Source organism: Pseudomonas sp. fls2-241-TYG-175 (assembly GCF_030209155.1).
GTDB lineage: Bacteria > Pseudomonadota > Gammaproteobacteria > Pseudomonadales > Pseudomonadaceae > Aquipseudomonas > Aquipseudomonas viridiflava.
On the sequence record NZ_JARVSO010000031.1, the window covers coordinates 38019 to 53034 of the forward strand.

At 60.1% G+C, this 15016-nt stretch carries 11 protein-coding genes; 2 read left to right on the forward strand and 9 right to left on the reverse strand.

The window, feature by feature from the left end; genetic code table 11:
- Nucleotides 1-278: 278 nt before the first annotated feature.
- Nucleotides 279-944, reverse strand: a complete 666-nt coding sequence (locus QRN20_RS20395; protein ID WP_371306714.1) for a hypothetical protein — start codon at nt 942-944, stop codon at nt 279-281.
- A gap of 10 nt (nt 945-954) precedes the next feature.
- Here QRN20_RS20395 and QRN20_RS20400 point away from each other — a divergent pair, with 10 nt between their 5' ends.
- On the forward strand, nt 955-1113 hold the full coding sequence (locus QRN20_RS20400; RefSeq protein WP_163018627.1) for a hypothetical protein: 159 nt from the start codon (nt 955-957) through the stop codon (nt 1111-1113).
- Nucleotides 1114-1362: 249 nt separating this feature from the next.
- On the opposite strand, the gene QRN20_RS20405 is transcribed toward QRN20_RS20400, so the two are convergent.
- The 8 genes from QRN20_RS20405 to QRN20_RS20440 form a co-directional block, all read right to left on the reverse strand.
- A complete protein-coding gene (locus QRN20_RS20405; RefSeq protein WP_096768479.1) occupies nt 1363-2577 on the reverse strand; it encodes an MFS transporter in 1215 nt (404 codons plus the stop codon).
- A gap of 181 nt (nt 2578-2758) precedes the next feature.
- Nucleotides 2759-5806, reverse strand: coding sequence for an efflux RND transporter permease subunit (locus QRN20_RS20410; protein ID WP_285361072.1), 3048 nt, complete (start codon nt 5804-5806; stop codon nt 2759-2761).
- Entirely contained in the window at nt 5803-6903 is a 1101-nt protein-coding gene (locus QRN20_RS20415; protein ID WP_285361073.1) for an efflux RND transporter periplasmic adaptor subunit, read from the reverse strand. The genes QRN20_RS20410 and QRN20_RS20415 overlap by 4 nt, the downstream gene beginning before the upstream one ends.
- Complete coding sequence (locus QRN20_RS20420; RefSeq protein WP_285361075.1) at nt 6900-8108, reverse strand: efflux RND transporter periplasmic adaptor subunit; 1209 nt, start codon at nt 8106-8108, stop codon at nt 6900-6902. The genes QRN20_RS20415 and QRN20_RS20420 overlap by 4 nt, the downstream gene beginning before the upstream one ends.
- 76 nt (nt 8109-8184) lie before the next feature.
- Nucleotides 8185-9114: an alpha/beta fold hydrolase gene (locus QRN20_RS20425; RefSeq protein ID WP_029242862.1), complete on the reverse strand. Its 930-nt coding sequence runs from the start codon at nt 9112-9114 to the stop codon at nt 8185-8187.
- A gap of 409 nt (nt 9115-9523) precedes the next feature.
- A complete protein-coding gene (locus QRN20_RS20430; protein WP_088235480.1) occupies nt 9524-10921 on the reverse strand; it encodes a sensor histidine kinase in 1398 nt (465 codons plus the stop codon).
- Nucleotides 10899-11582, reverse strand: coding sequence for a response regulator transcription factor (locus tag QRN20_RS20435; protein WP_029242861.1), 684 nt, complete (start codon nt 11580-11582; stop codon nt 10899-10901). The genes QRN20_RS20430 and QRN20_RS20435 overlap by 23 nt, the downstream gene beginning before the upstream one ends.
- Nucleotides 11583-11668: 86 nt before the next feature.
- Nucleotides 11669-12604 (reverse strand): formate/nitrite transporter family protein, encoded by a 936-nt coding sequence (locus QRN20_RS20440; protein WP_004885205.1) that lies wholly within the window; start codon nt 12602-12604, stop codon nt 11669-11671.
- 278 nt (nt 12605-12882) lie between these two features.
- Here QRN20_RS20440 and QRN20_RS20445 point away from each other — a divergent pair, with 278 nt between their 5' ends.
- Nucleotides 12883-15006, forward strand: a complete 2124-nt coding sequence (locus QRN20_RS20445; protein WP_285361078.1) for a TonB-dependent siderophore receptor — start codon at nt 12883-12885, stop codon at nt 15004-15006.
- Nucleotides 15007-15016: the final 10 nt, after the last annotated feature.

The following is a 15016-nucleotide window of genomic DNA, read 5'->3' on the forward strand; positions in this document are numbered from 1 at the left end:
TGTGGGAGGCCCCACCACGTCTTCGACGTAGCGCTGTCGCGCAGCAAACTCAGTGGGAGCGGACTTGTCCGCGAAAAGGCCAGTACATCCGACGAATATTCATCGCCTGAAATACAGTATTCGCGGACAAACGGAACGCCGCCCGGTCCGCTCCCACAAAATCCAGTTTCTTCAGTAAGTTACAGGTAGTTTGATAAGAGGCGGCTTGCCGGCGATCTGCCGGGCACCGACAGCAACCTCCCTGACGCGCTGCAAGGGATGCAACCAGTACCCAATGATCAGTTGACCTTCACATCCTTGAACTTGAGCACGTTTTCCTTGCTTTCTCGATCGCGGAACGTGAGCTTGAGCGCGGGAGACAGTTTGAGTCGGCCCTTGGCTGCCTCGAAGGTCAGCGTCACGCGGGTCGGAACGTTACGAATCAGCTGGAATGAATCCCAGCGATCGAATTTTGTATCACCGACACGCATCTGGATCATGTTCAGCGCGCCGCCCGTTTCGTCGAACAGGCTGACCGGGTTCAGGAAGCGAAAGTCACGGTCCGGACTCTTGTTCAGCAACTCCAGTGTACAGGTCGGCGCCTGACCGTTCTGATCACACTCCAGCAGTTCCAGCGTCAGGTTGTCGACGGTCTCGGCACGCTTGCCGAACACATTGGCGTTGTCGTTTTCAACGAACAGTTTCTGACTGCGGGCAAACTCTACCGAGGGCTTGGCGTACTCGCCGCCCAGCTTGAAGAACACCCCGCAAAGGATCAGCGCCAGCAACAGCCATACGCCCAGCTTCAGGAAACCGGGCAGTTTTCTGGCCATGATAGCGATGCCCAGTCCGCCGCACAGCGTCATGCTGGCGACGACGGTGATCAGGGTCTGCCAGTTGATCGAGTCGACGTTCAGGCCCAGAACGCTCGGGTCTGGAAAGAGGTAGGTAAAGATGCTCCACAGGACACCGATCATGCTGCCGATACCTAAGGATATCCTGGCAAAAATCGCTGAAATCTTGCGCGCGGCGGGTGAGGGAGCGGGTACGGGTGGTGCTGCGTCCATTGCTGTTTTGCCTTGTTCGAGTGTCGAGAAATGCGTGCCGATGACAGATCAACTGCATGGCAGATAAAAGGCCTGTTCATGAGGCGCTTGTACAGTCCGTGTTCAATCGCGCTGCTGGAAGTGCGAACTTTTTGATGCGGGAAAGAAACAGAAGGGCGATCGGACCATGCCGTCGCGGCGCGATTATCCGGTAATTCTCGTGCAAAGTGCAGCGTTGCGTCGCGCAATCAACGAGATAGAGCGTTTCAGGCGCAAGGGCGTGGCTGGAAGAGATGCGGACAGACTGTTCTGTCCGCGAAAAGAACTGTGGCTGAACTCAGCCCTGGCTGACCCGCGCCGCTCGTGCGCCGGATGAATCCTTCAGAAATGCCAGCAATGCGATCAGTGGCAGCGCTGTGCCAACGATCATCACCCAGGTCCATCCGCCATGATCGAACAGCGGGCTGGCTACTGCCGAACCGACCGCGCCGCCGAGAAAGATGCTGGTCATGTACAAGGCGTTGAGTCGGCTGCGGCTGGCAGCGTCCAGCGCGTAGACGGTGCGCTGGCCCAGCACCATGCTGGTCTGCACGCAGTAATCCAGCACCACGCCGGTCACTGCCAGTCCGATGACGCTGTAGATAGGGTGGACCAACCCCGGCAGGAAGCTGAGCGCGCCTAGCAACAAAGCGGCCAGCGAAACAATCCGGGTATGGCCTGCATCGGCCAGTCGGCCACTGATGGGCGCGGCAATGGCGCCGATGGCACCGATCAGCGCGAAAATAGCGATCTGGGTTTGCGACAGCCCGTGATTGCGCGACAGCTCAAGCGGCACGGCCGTCCAGAACAGGCTGAATGTCGCGAACATGCAGGCCTGATAGAACGCGCGCTGGCGCAGCACCGGCTGGGTGCGCAACAGGGTCCACAGCGAAAACAGCAACTGGCCGTACGTGGCTCGGTGGTCAGGGACGCGTTTGGGCATGGTGGTCGCGAGAACGACGCTGATGCCGATCATCACCACAGCCGCCGAGCCGAACACCGCCCGCCAGCCGAAGTGATCGGCGACCAGACTCGAGATGGGCCTTGCCAGCAGAATGCCCAACAGCAGACCCCCCATGATCCCGCCGACCACGCGGCCCCGCGATTCCTCAGGTGCCAGATGCGCCGCCAGCGGGATCAGCATCTGCACCGACACCGAACTGAAGCCCACCAGTAGCGAGACCAGCAGAAACAGATTCGGCTGCTCGGCAAAGGCCGCTCCCAGCAGACTCAGCGTCGCGACTGCTGTGGTCAGCAGCATCAGCTTGCGGTTTTCCAGCAAGTCACCCAGCGGCACCAGAAAGAACAGACCCAGCGCGTAACCAATCTGCGTCAGCGACACGATCAGACTCGCCGCCGTACTGGACAGGCCAATGTCCGGCGCGATCAGTTCGATGATCGGCTGGGCGTAGTAGATATTGGCGACGATAGCGCCGCAGCAGAACGCAAACAGCATCACCAGACCACGGGTCATGGTCACGCTGCCGTGGGAGGTTTGGGTCGAGTGGGGCATCACGGATCTCGCTCGTGCAATCGGGCTTCGCGCACGCTTTACCGTGCGCGGGCCGTTCAGGATGGAATGCTGAGCAGGCTAATGGTTTTGACCGCAATTAAGTAGGTACGCCGAGGTGATACAAGATATTTCTGTGAGTGATGATTGGAGGCTGCTCTCGCGCCGCCTGCCATCCAAAGCTTTATTTAAGATCATGTCCCGTAGGCCTGATCCCATAACAAACCAGATAAAGCGCAGGCAGAAAGAACAGCGTCAGCAAGGTCGCAACTGCAATGCCGCCGATCATGGCGATGGCCATCGGTCCCCAGAACACTTCGCGGGCAATGGGGATCATGCCCAGGCTGGCGGCGGCTGCGGTGAGCAGGATCGGTCGGCAACGGTGTTCGGTGGCCTTGATGACGGATGCCCAGGGGCTTTCGCCAGCGGCCATGAACTCGTCGATCTGGGTCACCAGAATCACCGAGTTGCGGATGATGATGCCGATCAGCGCGAGCACGCCTAGAATCGCCACAAAGCCCAGCGGATAACCGGAAATCAGCAGCGCGGCGACAACGCCGATCAGCCCCAGCGGCACCACACTGACCACCAGCAGCAGTTTTTTCACGCTGTGCAACTGGACCATCAGAAAGCTCACCACCATCAGCAGCATCAGCGGCACGACCTTGAGAATCGGTCCCTGTGAACGGGCGCTGGCCTCGACTGCACCGCCGGTGGCCACCGAATAGCGCACGGGCAGACTTGCGCTGAACGCATCGACGTCCGGTTTGAGCTGTTTGACCAATGCCGCCGGTTGCAGCTTGCCGAGCACGCTGGCTTTCAGGGTGATGGTGGGCAGGCGGTCGCGGCGCCATACCAGCGGTTGCTCCTGTTCGTAGCTGAGGGTGGCGAATGACAGCAGCGGTACGGTCGAGCCATTCGGCGTCGGGATCTGCAGGCTGCCGAGAGTCTGGATCGAGCTGCGCTCATCACTTTCAGCGCGTCCTACCAGATCGATCAGATAAGTGTTGTCGCGCAACTGGGTGATGGTGGTGCCGCTGACCAGGCTGTTTAGAATCTGCGCCACGTCCTCGGAGGACAGGCCAAACTGACGCACCTTGTCTTGCGCGATGTCGATTTTCAGGACCTTGCCCGGTTCGTTCCAATCGTAGATCACCTGGCCGATGTTGGGATTGGTGTCGAGCAGGGCGGCCAGCGCCATAGCCTGGCTACGGACCTGTTCGATGTCCGGTCCGCTGACCCGGTATTGAATCGGCCAGCCCACGGGCGGCCCCATGTTCAGCGGCTGCACGTAACCGCCGACGCCCACATAATCATCACGAAAGCGCTGGCGCAGACGCTCGATCAGCCGGTCGCGGGCTTCGCCACCGTGGCTGACGATGACCATCTGGCCGTAGAACGGGTTGCTCAGTTGCTGGTCCAGCGGCAAATAAAAACGCACGGCGCCCTTGCCGACGTAGGAGCTCCAGCGCAGTACGTCCGGGTCGTCTTTGAGGGTGGACTCGAAGCGGTCCATGGTCTGGCGAGTGCCTTCGATCGAACCGTTCTGCGGCATGTAGAAGTCGACCAGAATTTCCGGGCGGTCCGAGTCCGGGAAGAACTGGTTCTGCAGCAGCTTGCTGGCGAACAGCGAGCCGATGAAGATCAGCGTGGTGATGCCGATCACCCACCAGCGGTGTTCCAGCGCCCTGACCAGCGCCCGGCTGAACCCCCGCATCCAGCGTCCCGGTGCCGCATGCACGGCGGAGACCTTGAGCAGGTGTACGCCGATCAGTGGCGCGAACAGCACCGCCACCAGCCACGACAGCAGCAGCGCCACCGCGATCACGGCGAACATGGTGAACACGTATTCGCCCGCCGAGCTATGGTTTAGACCGATCGGTACAAAACCCGCAACCGTGACCAGCGTACCGGTCAGCATGGGAAAGGCGGTCGAGGTGTAGGCGAAGGTGGCGGCCTGTTCCCGGCTGTCGCCGTGCTCCAGGCGGGTCACCATCATCTCCACTGTGATCATCGCGTCATCCACCAGCAGTCCCAGGGCAATGATCAGGGCACCGAGGGAAATGCGCTGCATGGTGATGCCGCTGTATTCCATGAAGACGAAGACCAGCGCCAGCACCAGCGGGATCGAGCAGGCGACAACCAGCCCGGCGCGGACGCCCAGGCTGATGAAACTGACCACCAGTACGATCAGGATCGCTTCGAACAGGGCGCGGGTGAAGCCGCCGATGGCTTTTTCGACCACGTCGGCCTGGCTCGACACCAAGTGCACATCAATGCCCAGCGGCAATTCGGTGGTCAGTTCCTCGATGCGCTGCTGCAACTGCGTGCCGAACGCCTGAATGTTTCCGCCCTGTCTCATGGCCACCGCCAGACCGATGGCAGGCTGACCGTTGAAGCGGAACAGGGAAGAGGGCGGGTCGGCGTAGCGCCGCTCGACCGTGGCCAGATCGCTGAGGCGGAAGAAGCGGTCGCCGAAGCGCAGATTGACCGCCAGAAGATCTTCCTCGCTGGTGAACTGGCCGCTGGCCCGGACGGCAATGCGCTCAGGACCCGCTTCCATAACGCCTGCCGGCGTGACCGAGTTCTGGGCCTGCAGGCTTTGCAGCACCTGACGCTGGTCGATCCCCAGAGCAGCCAGCTTGCGAATGGAGAAATTCAGGTAGATGACTTCGCGCTGCGCACCCAGCAGTTCGATCTTGCCCAGATTGGGTACGCTGCGGATATCGGCCCGTACCTGCTCGACGTAATCGCGCAACTGGCGAAACGACAGGCCATCGGTCGTGAAGGCATAGATGCTGCCGAACACATCACCGAACTCGTCATTGAACGCCGGACCCTGAATACCGGCGGGCAGTTCGCCACGAACGTCGCTGATCTTCTTGCGCACCTGATACCAGGCCTCGGGAATGTCGGCGCTGCGGGTTTCGCTCTTGAGAAACACAAACAGGGTGGACTCACCGGCCAGCGTGTAGCTTTTCACGTAGTCGAGCGCGTCGATTTCCTCGAGCTTCTTCTCCAGGCGATCCGTCACCTGCTGCAGCGTGTCGTTCAGGGTTGCGCCAGGCCAGCGAGCCTGAATCACCATGGTCTTGATTGCGAAAGACGGGTCTTCCTCGCGACCCAGATTCAGGAACGACCAACTGCCCATCAGCAGCGAAACGAACATCATGTACCAGACCAGCGTGCGATGTTTGAGGCCCCAGGCCGACAGATTGAAGCGCTCCCTCACAAACCGACCTCTCGTTGCACGCGAATTTTCTGTCCGGGCTGCATCGTGTTGACGCCCGCCGTGACGACCTTGTCGCCGACGTGCAACTCGCCGTCGACCTGAACCGTTGAGCCATTGCGCGCCAATACCTGAATCTCCCGCGGACTCAGGGTCGATGTCAGCGGATCGATCACCCACACTTGCGCCTTGCCGCCGCGTTGCACGACAGCACTGCCAGGCAGTTGATGGGACGCTGGCGCCGCGCCGCTGATCTCGACACTGATGGTCGAGCCGAGCCGAAACAAATCCGGCGTTTCGTTCAGGGCCAGCCGCACCCGCTGAGTGCGTGTGGTGGGATCGATTTGCGGGGACATTTGACGAATCCTGGCCCTGACCGAAATCTGCTCGTTCAAGGGTGACAACACCCGGATCTGTACAGAGTCGGCCAGTGAGGCGACCAGACCGACCGGCAGATCGACCACCGCTTCGCGGCTTTCCGGACGCGCCAGGCTGACCACCGGCTCTCCGGCGGCCATCACCTGACCCACCTCGGCACGCCATTCGGTCACCAGACCGTCGAATTCAGCCAGCAGGCGTGTGTAGGACAGGTGATCGCGGGCTTGCTGCAAGGCAATCCCGGCCCGTTGCTGCAGCGCCTCCTGATTGCGCAGGTCGCTGCTCAATTGATCAAGCCGCGCCCGTGAACCTACGCCGCGCTCGAACAGCTGCTGGTAGCGCAACTGTTCGTCACGAACCTGCCGCCATGAAGACTGTGCCTTGCTGAGTTCCGCCTGCTGCGCATGCAGCTGATTCTGCTGCTCGCTGGGCTCCAGCGTGGCCAGCAGATCGCCCTTGCGCACGGCCTTGCCGACTTCTGCCTGACGAGTGGCGATACGTCCGGCGACGCGAAACCCCAGCGGCACTTCGTACTGCGGTTGAATGCTGCCCGCGAAGCGGCCATGCAAGGCGTTGTGCGGCTCGACAATCTCAGTGAACAGCACCGGCCGCTCGACTGTTTCGCGAACCGGTTTGTCGCGGCAGCCAGGCAGGGCGATCAGCACTGCGCAGACCAGCCAACTGCAGGCCAGGATACGAGGCTGAGGGGAGTTGACGCTCATCGCGGTCGTTCCGAGGCGGTGATCTCTGAGGTAGCGATTGCAAGGCCATCCTTGTCACGGGCCTGCCCGGCCACTTCGACCTTCTGCCCTGCGTAGAGAAACTGCAGACCCTGAGAGACAACCTGGTCGCCTTCGGACAGTCCTTCTGCGACGAGCACCTGACCCTGTTCGTAACGCAATACCCTGACTCGTTGCAGTGAGACGTGGGACTTGTCATCCACCCGCCAGACTGCGGCTTGCCCCTGTGTGCGTGTCAGCGCCGACCACGGCAGGACGAAGGCGCGTTGCACGCGATTGTCGAGGCGGGCGCTCACCACTGATCCGAGGCCCGGAGCGTCGGAAGTCTCTGGCAGGGCGACCCGCACGCGTAACGTGCCGCTGGCGGCGGAAACGATAGGGGTGATTTCGCGAATCCTGCCGATCAGTTCGACACCGGGCCGACCCACCGGGCTGATCGTCACCCGCTCGCCGATCCGGTCAGTGCCGAGCAGTGACTCGTAGGCGGCGAACACTGCTTCGCGTTCGCCATCGTGCGCCAGGCTGAACACCGGCGCGGCGGCCTGCACCACCTGACCTTCCTCGGCCTGCCTGGCAGTGATCACGCCGTTGGCGACGGCAACCAGTTCGGTGTAGCCGACCTGCTCGCGGGCGGTGGCCAGCTGCGCCTTGAACGAAGCCAGATCACCACGGGCGCTTTCCAGACTGGAACGCGCCTGCTGGTATTCGCTGAGATTGGTGTAGCCCTTGGGTAGCAAACGCTGCTGGCGTTGATAATTCTGCTCGGCAAGACGCAGGCGGGATTCTCTCACTGCCACGTCGGCACTGGCCGATTCGAGGCCCGTGCGCTGCTCGCGCGGGTCCAGTCTGGCCAGCACCTGATTGACGTGGACTCTGTCACCTACGTCCACGAACCGTTTCACCAGCTTGCCCGACACTCGAAAGGACTGGTCAGTGATCTTGCGTGCCTGGATATCGCCACTGAGCACCACATGGGTGGCGATCTCCTGCGACTGAACCGTCTGGACCGTAACGCGGACCGGCACTTTTTCCGGGGCTTTGCCGGCAGAGCAGGCACCCAGTGAAAGTGTCAGTGCGAAGGTGCAGCTCAGGGTCAGCCAGCGCTGAAAAGGGGGAATGTGTGCCGGTCGGCGTTTTTCATACGCATGACCGAGCCGACGCACATCCTTTGCACAGAAAAACATCATCAATGAGTCGCCACTGCCCGGAAAAAGAAACGTTCATCCATGAACCACTGCGCCACGGGGCGCGGCGCGGGCGATCTCAGGCCATCGCAGTCGCGCTGGGCCATGCCTCGTTGCAGGCTTCTGTACCCAGAAAGGCAAGCACGTTGCGCTGCGAGTGGTGCCAGGCGGCTTTACTTTCCAGGTCGAGAAAGTGCCCGGTATCGGGAACTACGTCGAACGTGCTGCGAGGGATGTAGTCGGCGAAAGTGCGCGCATCGTCAACGGTGGTGTATTCATCTTTCTCGCCATTGACGAACAATACCGGGATCTTGATCGAGGAAAAACGCTCGACGTAGTTACTGGCGCTTAGTTGGCGAATCTGGCTGATGTGAAAGTCGATCTGGCCATACTCGTGCTCGGCGAGACTGATCAGATGCTTGTAGTTGTACAACTTGAACAGGCGCGGCAAGTACTTGCCGACCGTGTCGTTGAGCAGGGAGCCAATCTTGCGTTTTTCACGAGCGGCGAGGTACACCTGAGCCTTGTCGATGTAATCGAGCATGGGCTCATTCAGCACAGGCGAGAACGAACTGATAATGGCTTTTTCGACCGAAGCCGGGCACTCCGAGAGCGCCAGGAGGGCCGAAACACCGCCCCAGGACACGGAAAGCAGGTAGTTGACCTGAAAGCGGTCAATGAGCTGAAGCAGGATGCCGACTTCGTCTTCCTTGGTCACGATCATGTCGTCGGCATTGTGTGCCCGCGACTGGCCGGAAAACGGAAGATCAAACAGGACAATGTTGTAGTGCGGTTGAAGGTACTTGACGGTCTGCCCGAAAGAGCCCGTGGTCGACAATGCGCCGTTGACCAGCATGATGGTCTTTACATGGCTGCCTTTCCAGTAGGTTTCGGTGTAAACCTTGTAATCGCCCACGCTTAAAATAGTTGATTGTGCGCCCATAACAGCCTCCCAGCCGATGTCGATCCTACGAAATTTTATTCCAGCATTCTCTGCTTCGGCGACCATGCCAAAGCCCCGCCCGGTTCAGGACGAAATCCGATGAGTTCTTGTTTTGGGTGCATCTTTAGTCCGTCTTGCGGTGACCATAGATAACGCAGTGTCGGTATACCGACAAGATGCTGACGCCACAAAAATGCCGATTGGTTCACGTTCTTCTATCGGGCCGCTGTGGGAATACTTGATAGCGAAACAGGGTTATTCGGGGAAAAGAGACAGATCAAGGCGGAAAAGCGGAACTATTGAAGGGAACTTGTGCGGGCTGAAACGGTCCAGTACAGCCTGTTTATGAAACATAATGTTACACTTTAGCGCTTGGCAACTCGCGCCAGATTATCATCGAAACGTCTGAAAGGCCTGTGCCAGAGGCGTTAACCTCGTCAAAAAGCAGGCACGAATGGATGTTCGTGCCGTTTTTCTAGACCAGGGGACGTGCCGTGCGACAGGTCAGTTTCAGGCTAGCGCCGCCATATGGGCTGGTGCCGATCTGCAGCGTAAAACCGTGTAGGTTGACGATGGCCGCTACCACTGACAGGCCCAGACCGAAACCGCTGTGCTGATTGCCCGCTTCACTGCGGTAAAAGCGTTGAAACACGGCGGCCCGTTCGGTCACCGGAATTCCGGGGCCTGAATCCTGTATGTCGACGCAAGGGCTCTTGCCTTCCTTGTCCGCGTAGGCGCTGACCATGACTGTTCCGCCCGCTGGCGTGAACTTGATGGCATTGCTCAGCAGATTGGCCAGGGCTTCGAACAGCAAGGCGCGATCTCCGACGAGCGTCGGCAACGTGTCTTCCATCTTCAGGAGCAGGGTGATCTCGTCTTCTTCGGCCAACGGCAGGTAAAAGTCGTGGAGTTCCTGCAACAGCGGACGCAGTTCAAGTTCGACAAAGGCAGAGCGCCTCTGCCGGTCTTCCAGTTCCGAGATGCGCAGCAGGCCTCGGAAACGCGCCATCAGCGTATCCGCTTCACCGATCACCTGCGCAATCTGCAACGCGCAGGGCGAGTCGTACTTGGCCTGTTGCTGGATGCGATACAACTGGGCACGCAGACGGGTCAGTGGCGTGCGCAGGTCATGGGCGATGTTGTCGCAGACACCCTTGACCTCGTTCATGAGCTTTTCGATGCGGTCGAGCATCGCGTTGACGATGACCGCCAGCATGTCCAGTTCGTCGCGTCTGCTGGAAACGGGCAGGCGTCCGGCCATGTCTCCGGCGATGATCGACTCTGCGCTGAGCTGGATGGCGCGGATACGCCGAAGAGGCCGTTGCCGCAGCAAGTGCCAACCGGCGACTCCGGGAATGATTGTCAACGAGATGCCCCAGAGCAGGGCGTGCAGAATCAGCGTGCTGACCGCGAACAATGTACCGTTCTCGCGCACCAGTACCAGCCAGCGCCCGTCGACGGTGTGCGACACAATCGCGTCGCAGCTGTCCTTGGGCAGTCCCGGGTCTTCGGAGTCGATGCAACTGCTCAGTTCATGGATCTGACCGTCTATGGGCAGCACTTTGGGGATGTGCGTGATCGGCCCGGCGATGTGCCGGAACTGGTCATCAAACAGGCCGTAGGCGTCTACGGAACGAGTGTCGAAGGTCATGCTGGTGGCCAGCGCGTCGATCAGCGCCTGCCCCTCGAAGCGCGTGAACAACTGCTGGCGATGGGTCAGCGAACGACGTGCCAGACTGTCCAGGTAACCGTTGACCTCCCAGTACAGAACCCCCAGCAGGATGGCGCTCCAGGCCACGAACAGTGTGCTGTAGAGCGCCAGCAGTCTGCTGGAAGAGGAGCGCCAACCGTTAGACGGGTTCGGCAATGACATAACCTGAACCTCGCACGGTTTGTATCAGCGGTGCGATGCCAGGCTGGTCGATCTTTTTGCGAAGGCGACCGATGTGTACATCGATCAGGTTGGTGCCGGGGTCGAAGTGGTAACCCCAGACTTCCTGGAAAATCATCATGCGGGTGATGATCTGTCCGCTGTTGCGCATCAGAAACTCGAGCAGCTTGAATTCGGTCGGCAACAGCACAAGCGGCTCGCCACCCCGACAGGCTTCACGGGTAATCAGGTTGAGCTCAAGGTCGGCCACCTGCAGAACGGTTTTCGCGGCGCTGACCGGATTGCTGCGACGCAGCAGCACTTCGACGCGTGCCGCCATTTCATCGGATGCAAACGGCTTGGGCAGGTAATCATCGCCTCCGGCCCGCAGGCCACGAACGCGCTCGTCCACGTCGGACAGCGCGCTGATCATGAGGATCGGCGTGGCGATGCCCTGGGCGCGTAGCTGGGTGACGATGGTCAGGCCATCGATCTCCGGCAGCATGCGGTCCAAGGTTATCAAGTCGTAATCGCCACTCACTGCACGCGCCAGACCGTCACGGCCGTTGTCCACCCAGTCCACTTCAAGTCCGTGGCTGCTGAGCTCTGCGACGATTTCCTTTGCGGTGATGGCATCATCTTCGATTGCCAGAATTCGGGTCATGGTCCCTGCCTGAATAAGTACGTTCAAAGACCTAGTTTGCCCCTAAATGGCGGCGAAGTTCCTGAAAGAAAGTTTAATGACGGGGATCATATGTCTTTCGGCATTCCGGCATCGCCGTCCTTGAGCTTCTGTGCGTCGGCCAGGCGTTTTTCTTCCGACCGACGTTTCTTGTCCCGTTCAAGTTTGGCGCTGGTATCTTTCTCGCTGCGGATCTGCGCGTGGCTGATCAGGGCGAAAATAAAACTGCCGCCAATGATGTTGCCCGCCAGCGTGGGACCCGCAAAGGTGAACCAGAAATCCTTCCAGCCCAGCTCGCCTGCGAACACCAGGTATGACACTTCGGCCGAGCCCACGACGATGTGCGTGAAGTCGCCGAGTGCCATCAGGTAGGTGATCAGCACGATGATCGCGATCTTGGCATTTTCCATCGAGGCGATCATCCAGACCATGGTCGCAATCATCCAGCCGGACACGATTCCCTTGGAGAACATCTGGCTGACATCGTTTTCCATGACCTTGCGGCCGATTTCCAGAAACGCGTGGTCGGTCTTGGCATCGAAGATCGGCAGGTTGAGCATGACGTAGGCCACCAGCAGAGTGCCCATCAGGTTGCCACCCAGCACCACGCCCCACAGGCGCAACAGCCGCCAGATATTGGCCAGGTTCGGTTTGCTCATGATCGGCAATACCGCAGTGATGGTGTTTTCGGTGAACAGTTGCTGGCGAGCCAGGATGACCGCCAGGAAGCCCGCCGAATAACCCAGGCTGGTAATCACGTGGCTGCCGGATATGCCTTCAAGGCGTGACATGAGCAACCCCATCGCCATCAGCGACAGGCCCATGGTCAGGCCGGCCGCAAGGGCTGACCACCACAGGGCGGCGACGCTGCGTTCCAGCTCATGGTCGCCCTGCATGCGGATGGTTTCATGCAGTACCGCCGCGCGGGGCGGCTGGTTCTCATCGATCTCGCGCTCTTCTTCGGCTGACAGGCCGGGGGTCTTGCCGTCTACTTCGTGGTCCATACCGTTTCCTGATGCGTTGCTGATGCGCTGGAGATGAGGACGCAGGCTGCGCCGGTCCGATGCTTGAGACAGGCGTCGCACGCCGTCGTTCGCCGCCTGCCCGCGGTATCGGCAAATGTATGAGCCAGTTCTCACAGAGCCCGTGCGCTTATGCACTTGAATGGATGGAATGTCTTTTTTGGTAATTTGTATCAAGTGCTAATAAGAATGTGTACTATTCGCGAAAAAATCCCGCCGGGTCCCATGAGGCTTGGTTTCTTGCCAAGGGCTGCACCTCGATGCGTCGTACCTTTCTGTCTCTTTGTGTCATTCAAGCAATCTCCCAATCAGCCTGGGCCGATCAGGTGACTGCCAATAATTCCTCGATCGAACTGCAGAACATCGACATCCAGAGCGCCACGGATATCGAGACTGCCCAGGGCCCTGTCCAGGGCTATCGTGCGACCCGGTCTGTCAGTGCCACCCGTACCGATACGTCTTTGCACGAAACGCCGCAGTCGATCAGTGTCGTGACCCGCGAGGCCGTCGAAGACATCGGTGCCACGCGCCTGCAAGATGCTTTGGATTACGCAGGCGGCGTGGGGCGTGCCAACAACTTCGGCGGTCAGGGTCTCACCACGTTCACCGTACGCGGCTTCACCACGGGTGAGTTCTATCGCAACGGCTTCCCGATCAATCGCGGCTACCCGAACATGCCGGACGCCAACACCATCGAGCGTCTGGAAGTGCTGCGCGGTCCTGCCGCCACGCTTTACGGGCGTGGAGATCCGGGCGGCACGTTCAACGTGGTGTCCAAACAGCCGTTGGCCGAGCGTTCGGTCACGCTGGGCAGCCAGCTCAATGATCAAGGGATGAAGCGCGGCACGCTGGACGCATCCGGTCCTCTGGATGACGACGGGCGATTTGCCTATCGCCTGAACGTGGTGGGCGAGGGCGGCGATACCTTTCGCGATCACGTCGAAACCGAACGCTACGGTGTGACACCTGTTTTGAGCTGGCAGGTCGATGACGCTACGCGCATTACCTTCGAAGGCGACTTCATGCGCAACAACGCGCCGCTGGACCGTGGCCTGACGCGTTATCCCGCGCAGACCCGCACCGCTTCGCGGGACACGTTCTTCGGTGAAAAGGACGTGGGCAAGCTGCACAATGACAACAACATGGCGCAGATCCGTTTCGACCACGACCTGAACGCCGACTGGAAACTGGGCGGCGGCATCCAGATGCTCGACGGCTCGCTCAAGGGTGACGCCATTGAAGCCAACGGCCTGGCAGCCGACGGGCGCACGCTGGGCCGCAACTTCAATTACCGCAAACTGGAATGGACTGATCGCGACGTGCAACTGAACGTCACCGGACATTTCGCCACTGGCGGCTTCGACCATACGCTGCTGGCAGGCGTCGAATACGAAGATTACGACTACAAGTCGATCATCCGACGCTCCAGTGGTGCGGTGAACGCCTACACCATCGACATTTTCGATCCGGTTTACGGACAGGCCCGTCCGGCGCTGACGCGAACTACCACCAACGACAAGGAAAACCTCAAGACCTACGCCGCCTTTGTGCAGGATCAGGTAGCGCTGACCGAGCGCATGAAACTGCTGGCCGGTGTGCGTTTCGAGCGTTTCGAGCATGACTACGACACCTTCGGCGTCGGCGTGCCGTTCACCAACAGCGACAACGCAGTGACCCCGCGTCTCGGCCTGACCTACGACCTGACCGACACCGTGGCGGTCTACGCCAACACGGCTCGTTCGTTCAAGCCCAACACAGGCGCGAGCCGTCTGGGTGGCGGCTTCAAGGCTGAGGAGGGCAAGTCCTATGAAGTGGGCGTCAAGTGGGAAGCGCTGGACCGTCAGTTGAGCGTCGACGCTGCGCTGTATCAGATCGAGAAACAGAACGTGCTGACCACCGACCCGGTCGACTCCACCTTCAGCGTGGCAGCGGGCGAAGTGCGCAGTCGCGGTCTGGATTTGAACGTGGTTGGCAATCTGACCCCGGAGTGGCGTGTGATGGGCAGCTATGCCTACGTCGATGCCGAGGTCACCAAGGACAACACCCTGCGCTCCGGTACCCGTCTGCTGAACATCCCCGAGCAGACATTCAGCCTGTTGAACGTCTACGAATTCCAGGACGGCGCGCTGCGTGGCCTGGGCCTGGGGGCGGGCGGTCGCTATGTCGATCAGCGTGCCGGGCAGACTGCGAACACCGCGTTCTCGATGGACAGCTACACCGTGTTCGATCTGCTGGCCTTCTATAAGGTCAACGAGCACGTGAAGCTCAATCTCGATGTGAAGAACGTCTTCGACAAGGACTACGAAGAAGGCGCGTTCGGCAACGTGTATGCCTATCCGGGCGCCCCGCGTACGGTGCAGGTCGGAATCGCCTACACCCTGTAGCGTCAACGGC

Coding starts and splice junctions, on each gene's coding strand:
- QRN20_RS20430 (WP_088235480.1), bottom strand. CDS start 10,921: ATGTCATTGCCGAACCCGTCTAACGGTTGGCGCTCCTCTTCCAGCAGA.
- QRN20_RS20415 (WP_285361073.1), bottom strand. CDS start 6,903: ATGAGCGTCAACTCCCCTCAGCCTCGTATCCTGGCCTGCAGTTGGCTG.
- QRN20_RS20400 (WP_163018627.1), top strand. CDS start 955: ATGCTGCCGATACCTAAGGATATCCTGGCAAAAATCGCTGAAATCTTG.
- QRN20_RS20435 (WP_029242861.1), bottom strand. CDS start 11,582: ATGACCCGAATTCTGGCAATCGAAGATGATGCCATCACCGCAAAGGAA.
- QRN20_RS20425 (WP_029242862.1), bottom strand. CDS start 9,114: ATGGTCGCCGAAGCAGAGAATGCTGGAATAAAATTTCGTAGGATCGAC.
- QRN20_RS20405 (WP_096768479.1), bottom strand. CDS start 2,577: ATGCCCCACTCGACCCAAACCTCCCACGGCAGCGTGACCATGACCCGT.
- QRN20_RS20445 (WP_285361078.1), top strand. CDS start 12,883: ATGCGTCGTACCTTTCTGTCTCTTTGTGTCATTCAAGCAATCTCCCAA.
- QRN20_RS20420 (WP_285361075.1), bottom strand. CDS start 8,108: ATGATGTTTTTCTGTGCAAAGGATGTGCGTCGGCTCGGTCATGCGTAT.
- QRN20_RS20440 (WP_004885205.1), bottom strand. CDS start 12,604: ATGGACCACGAAGTAGACGGCAAGACCCCCGGCCTGTCAGCCGAAGAA.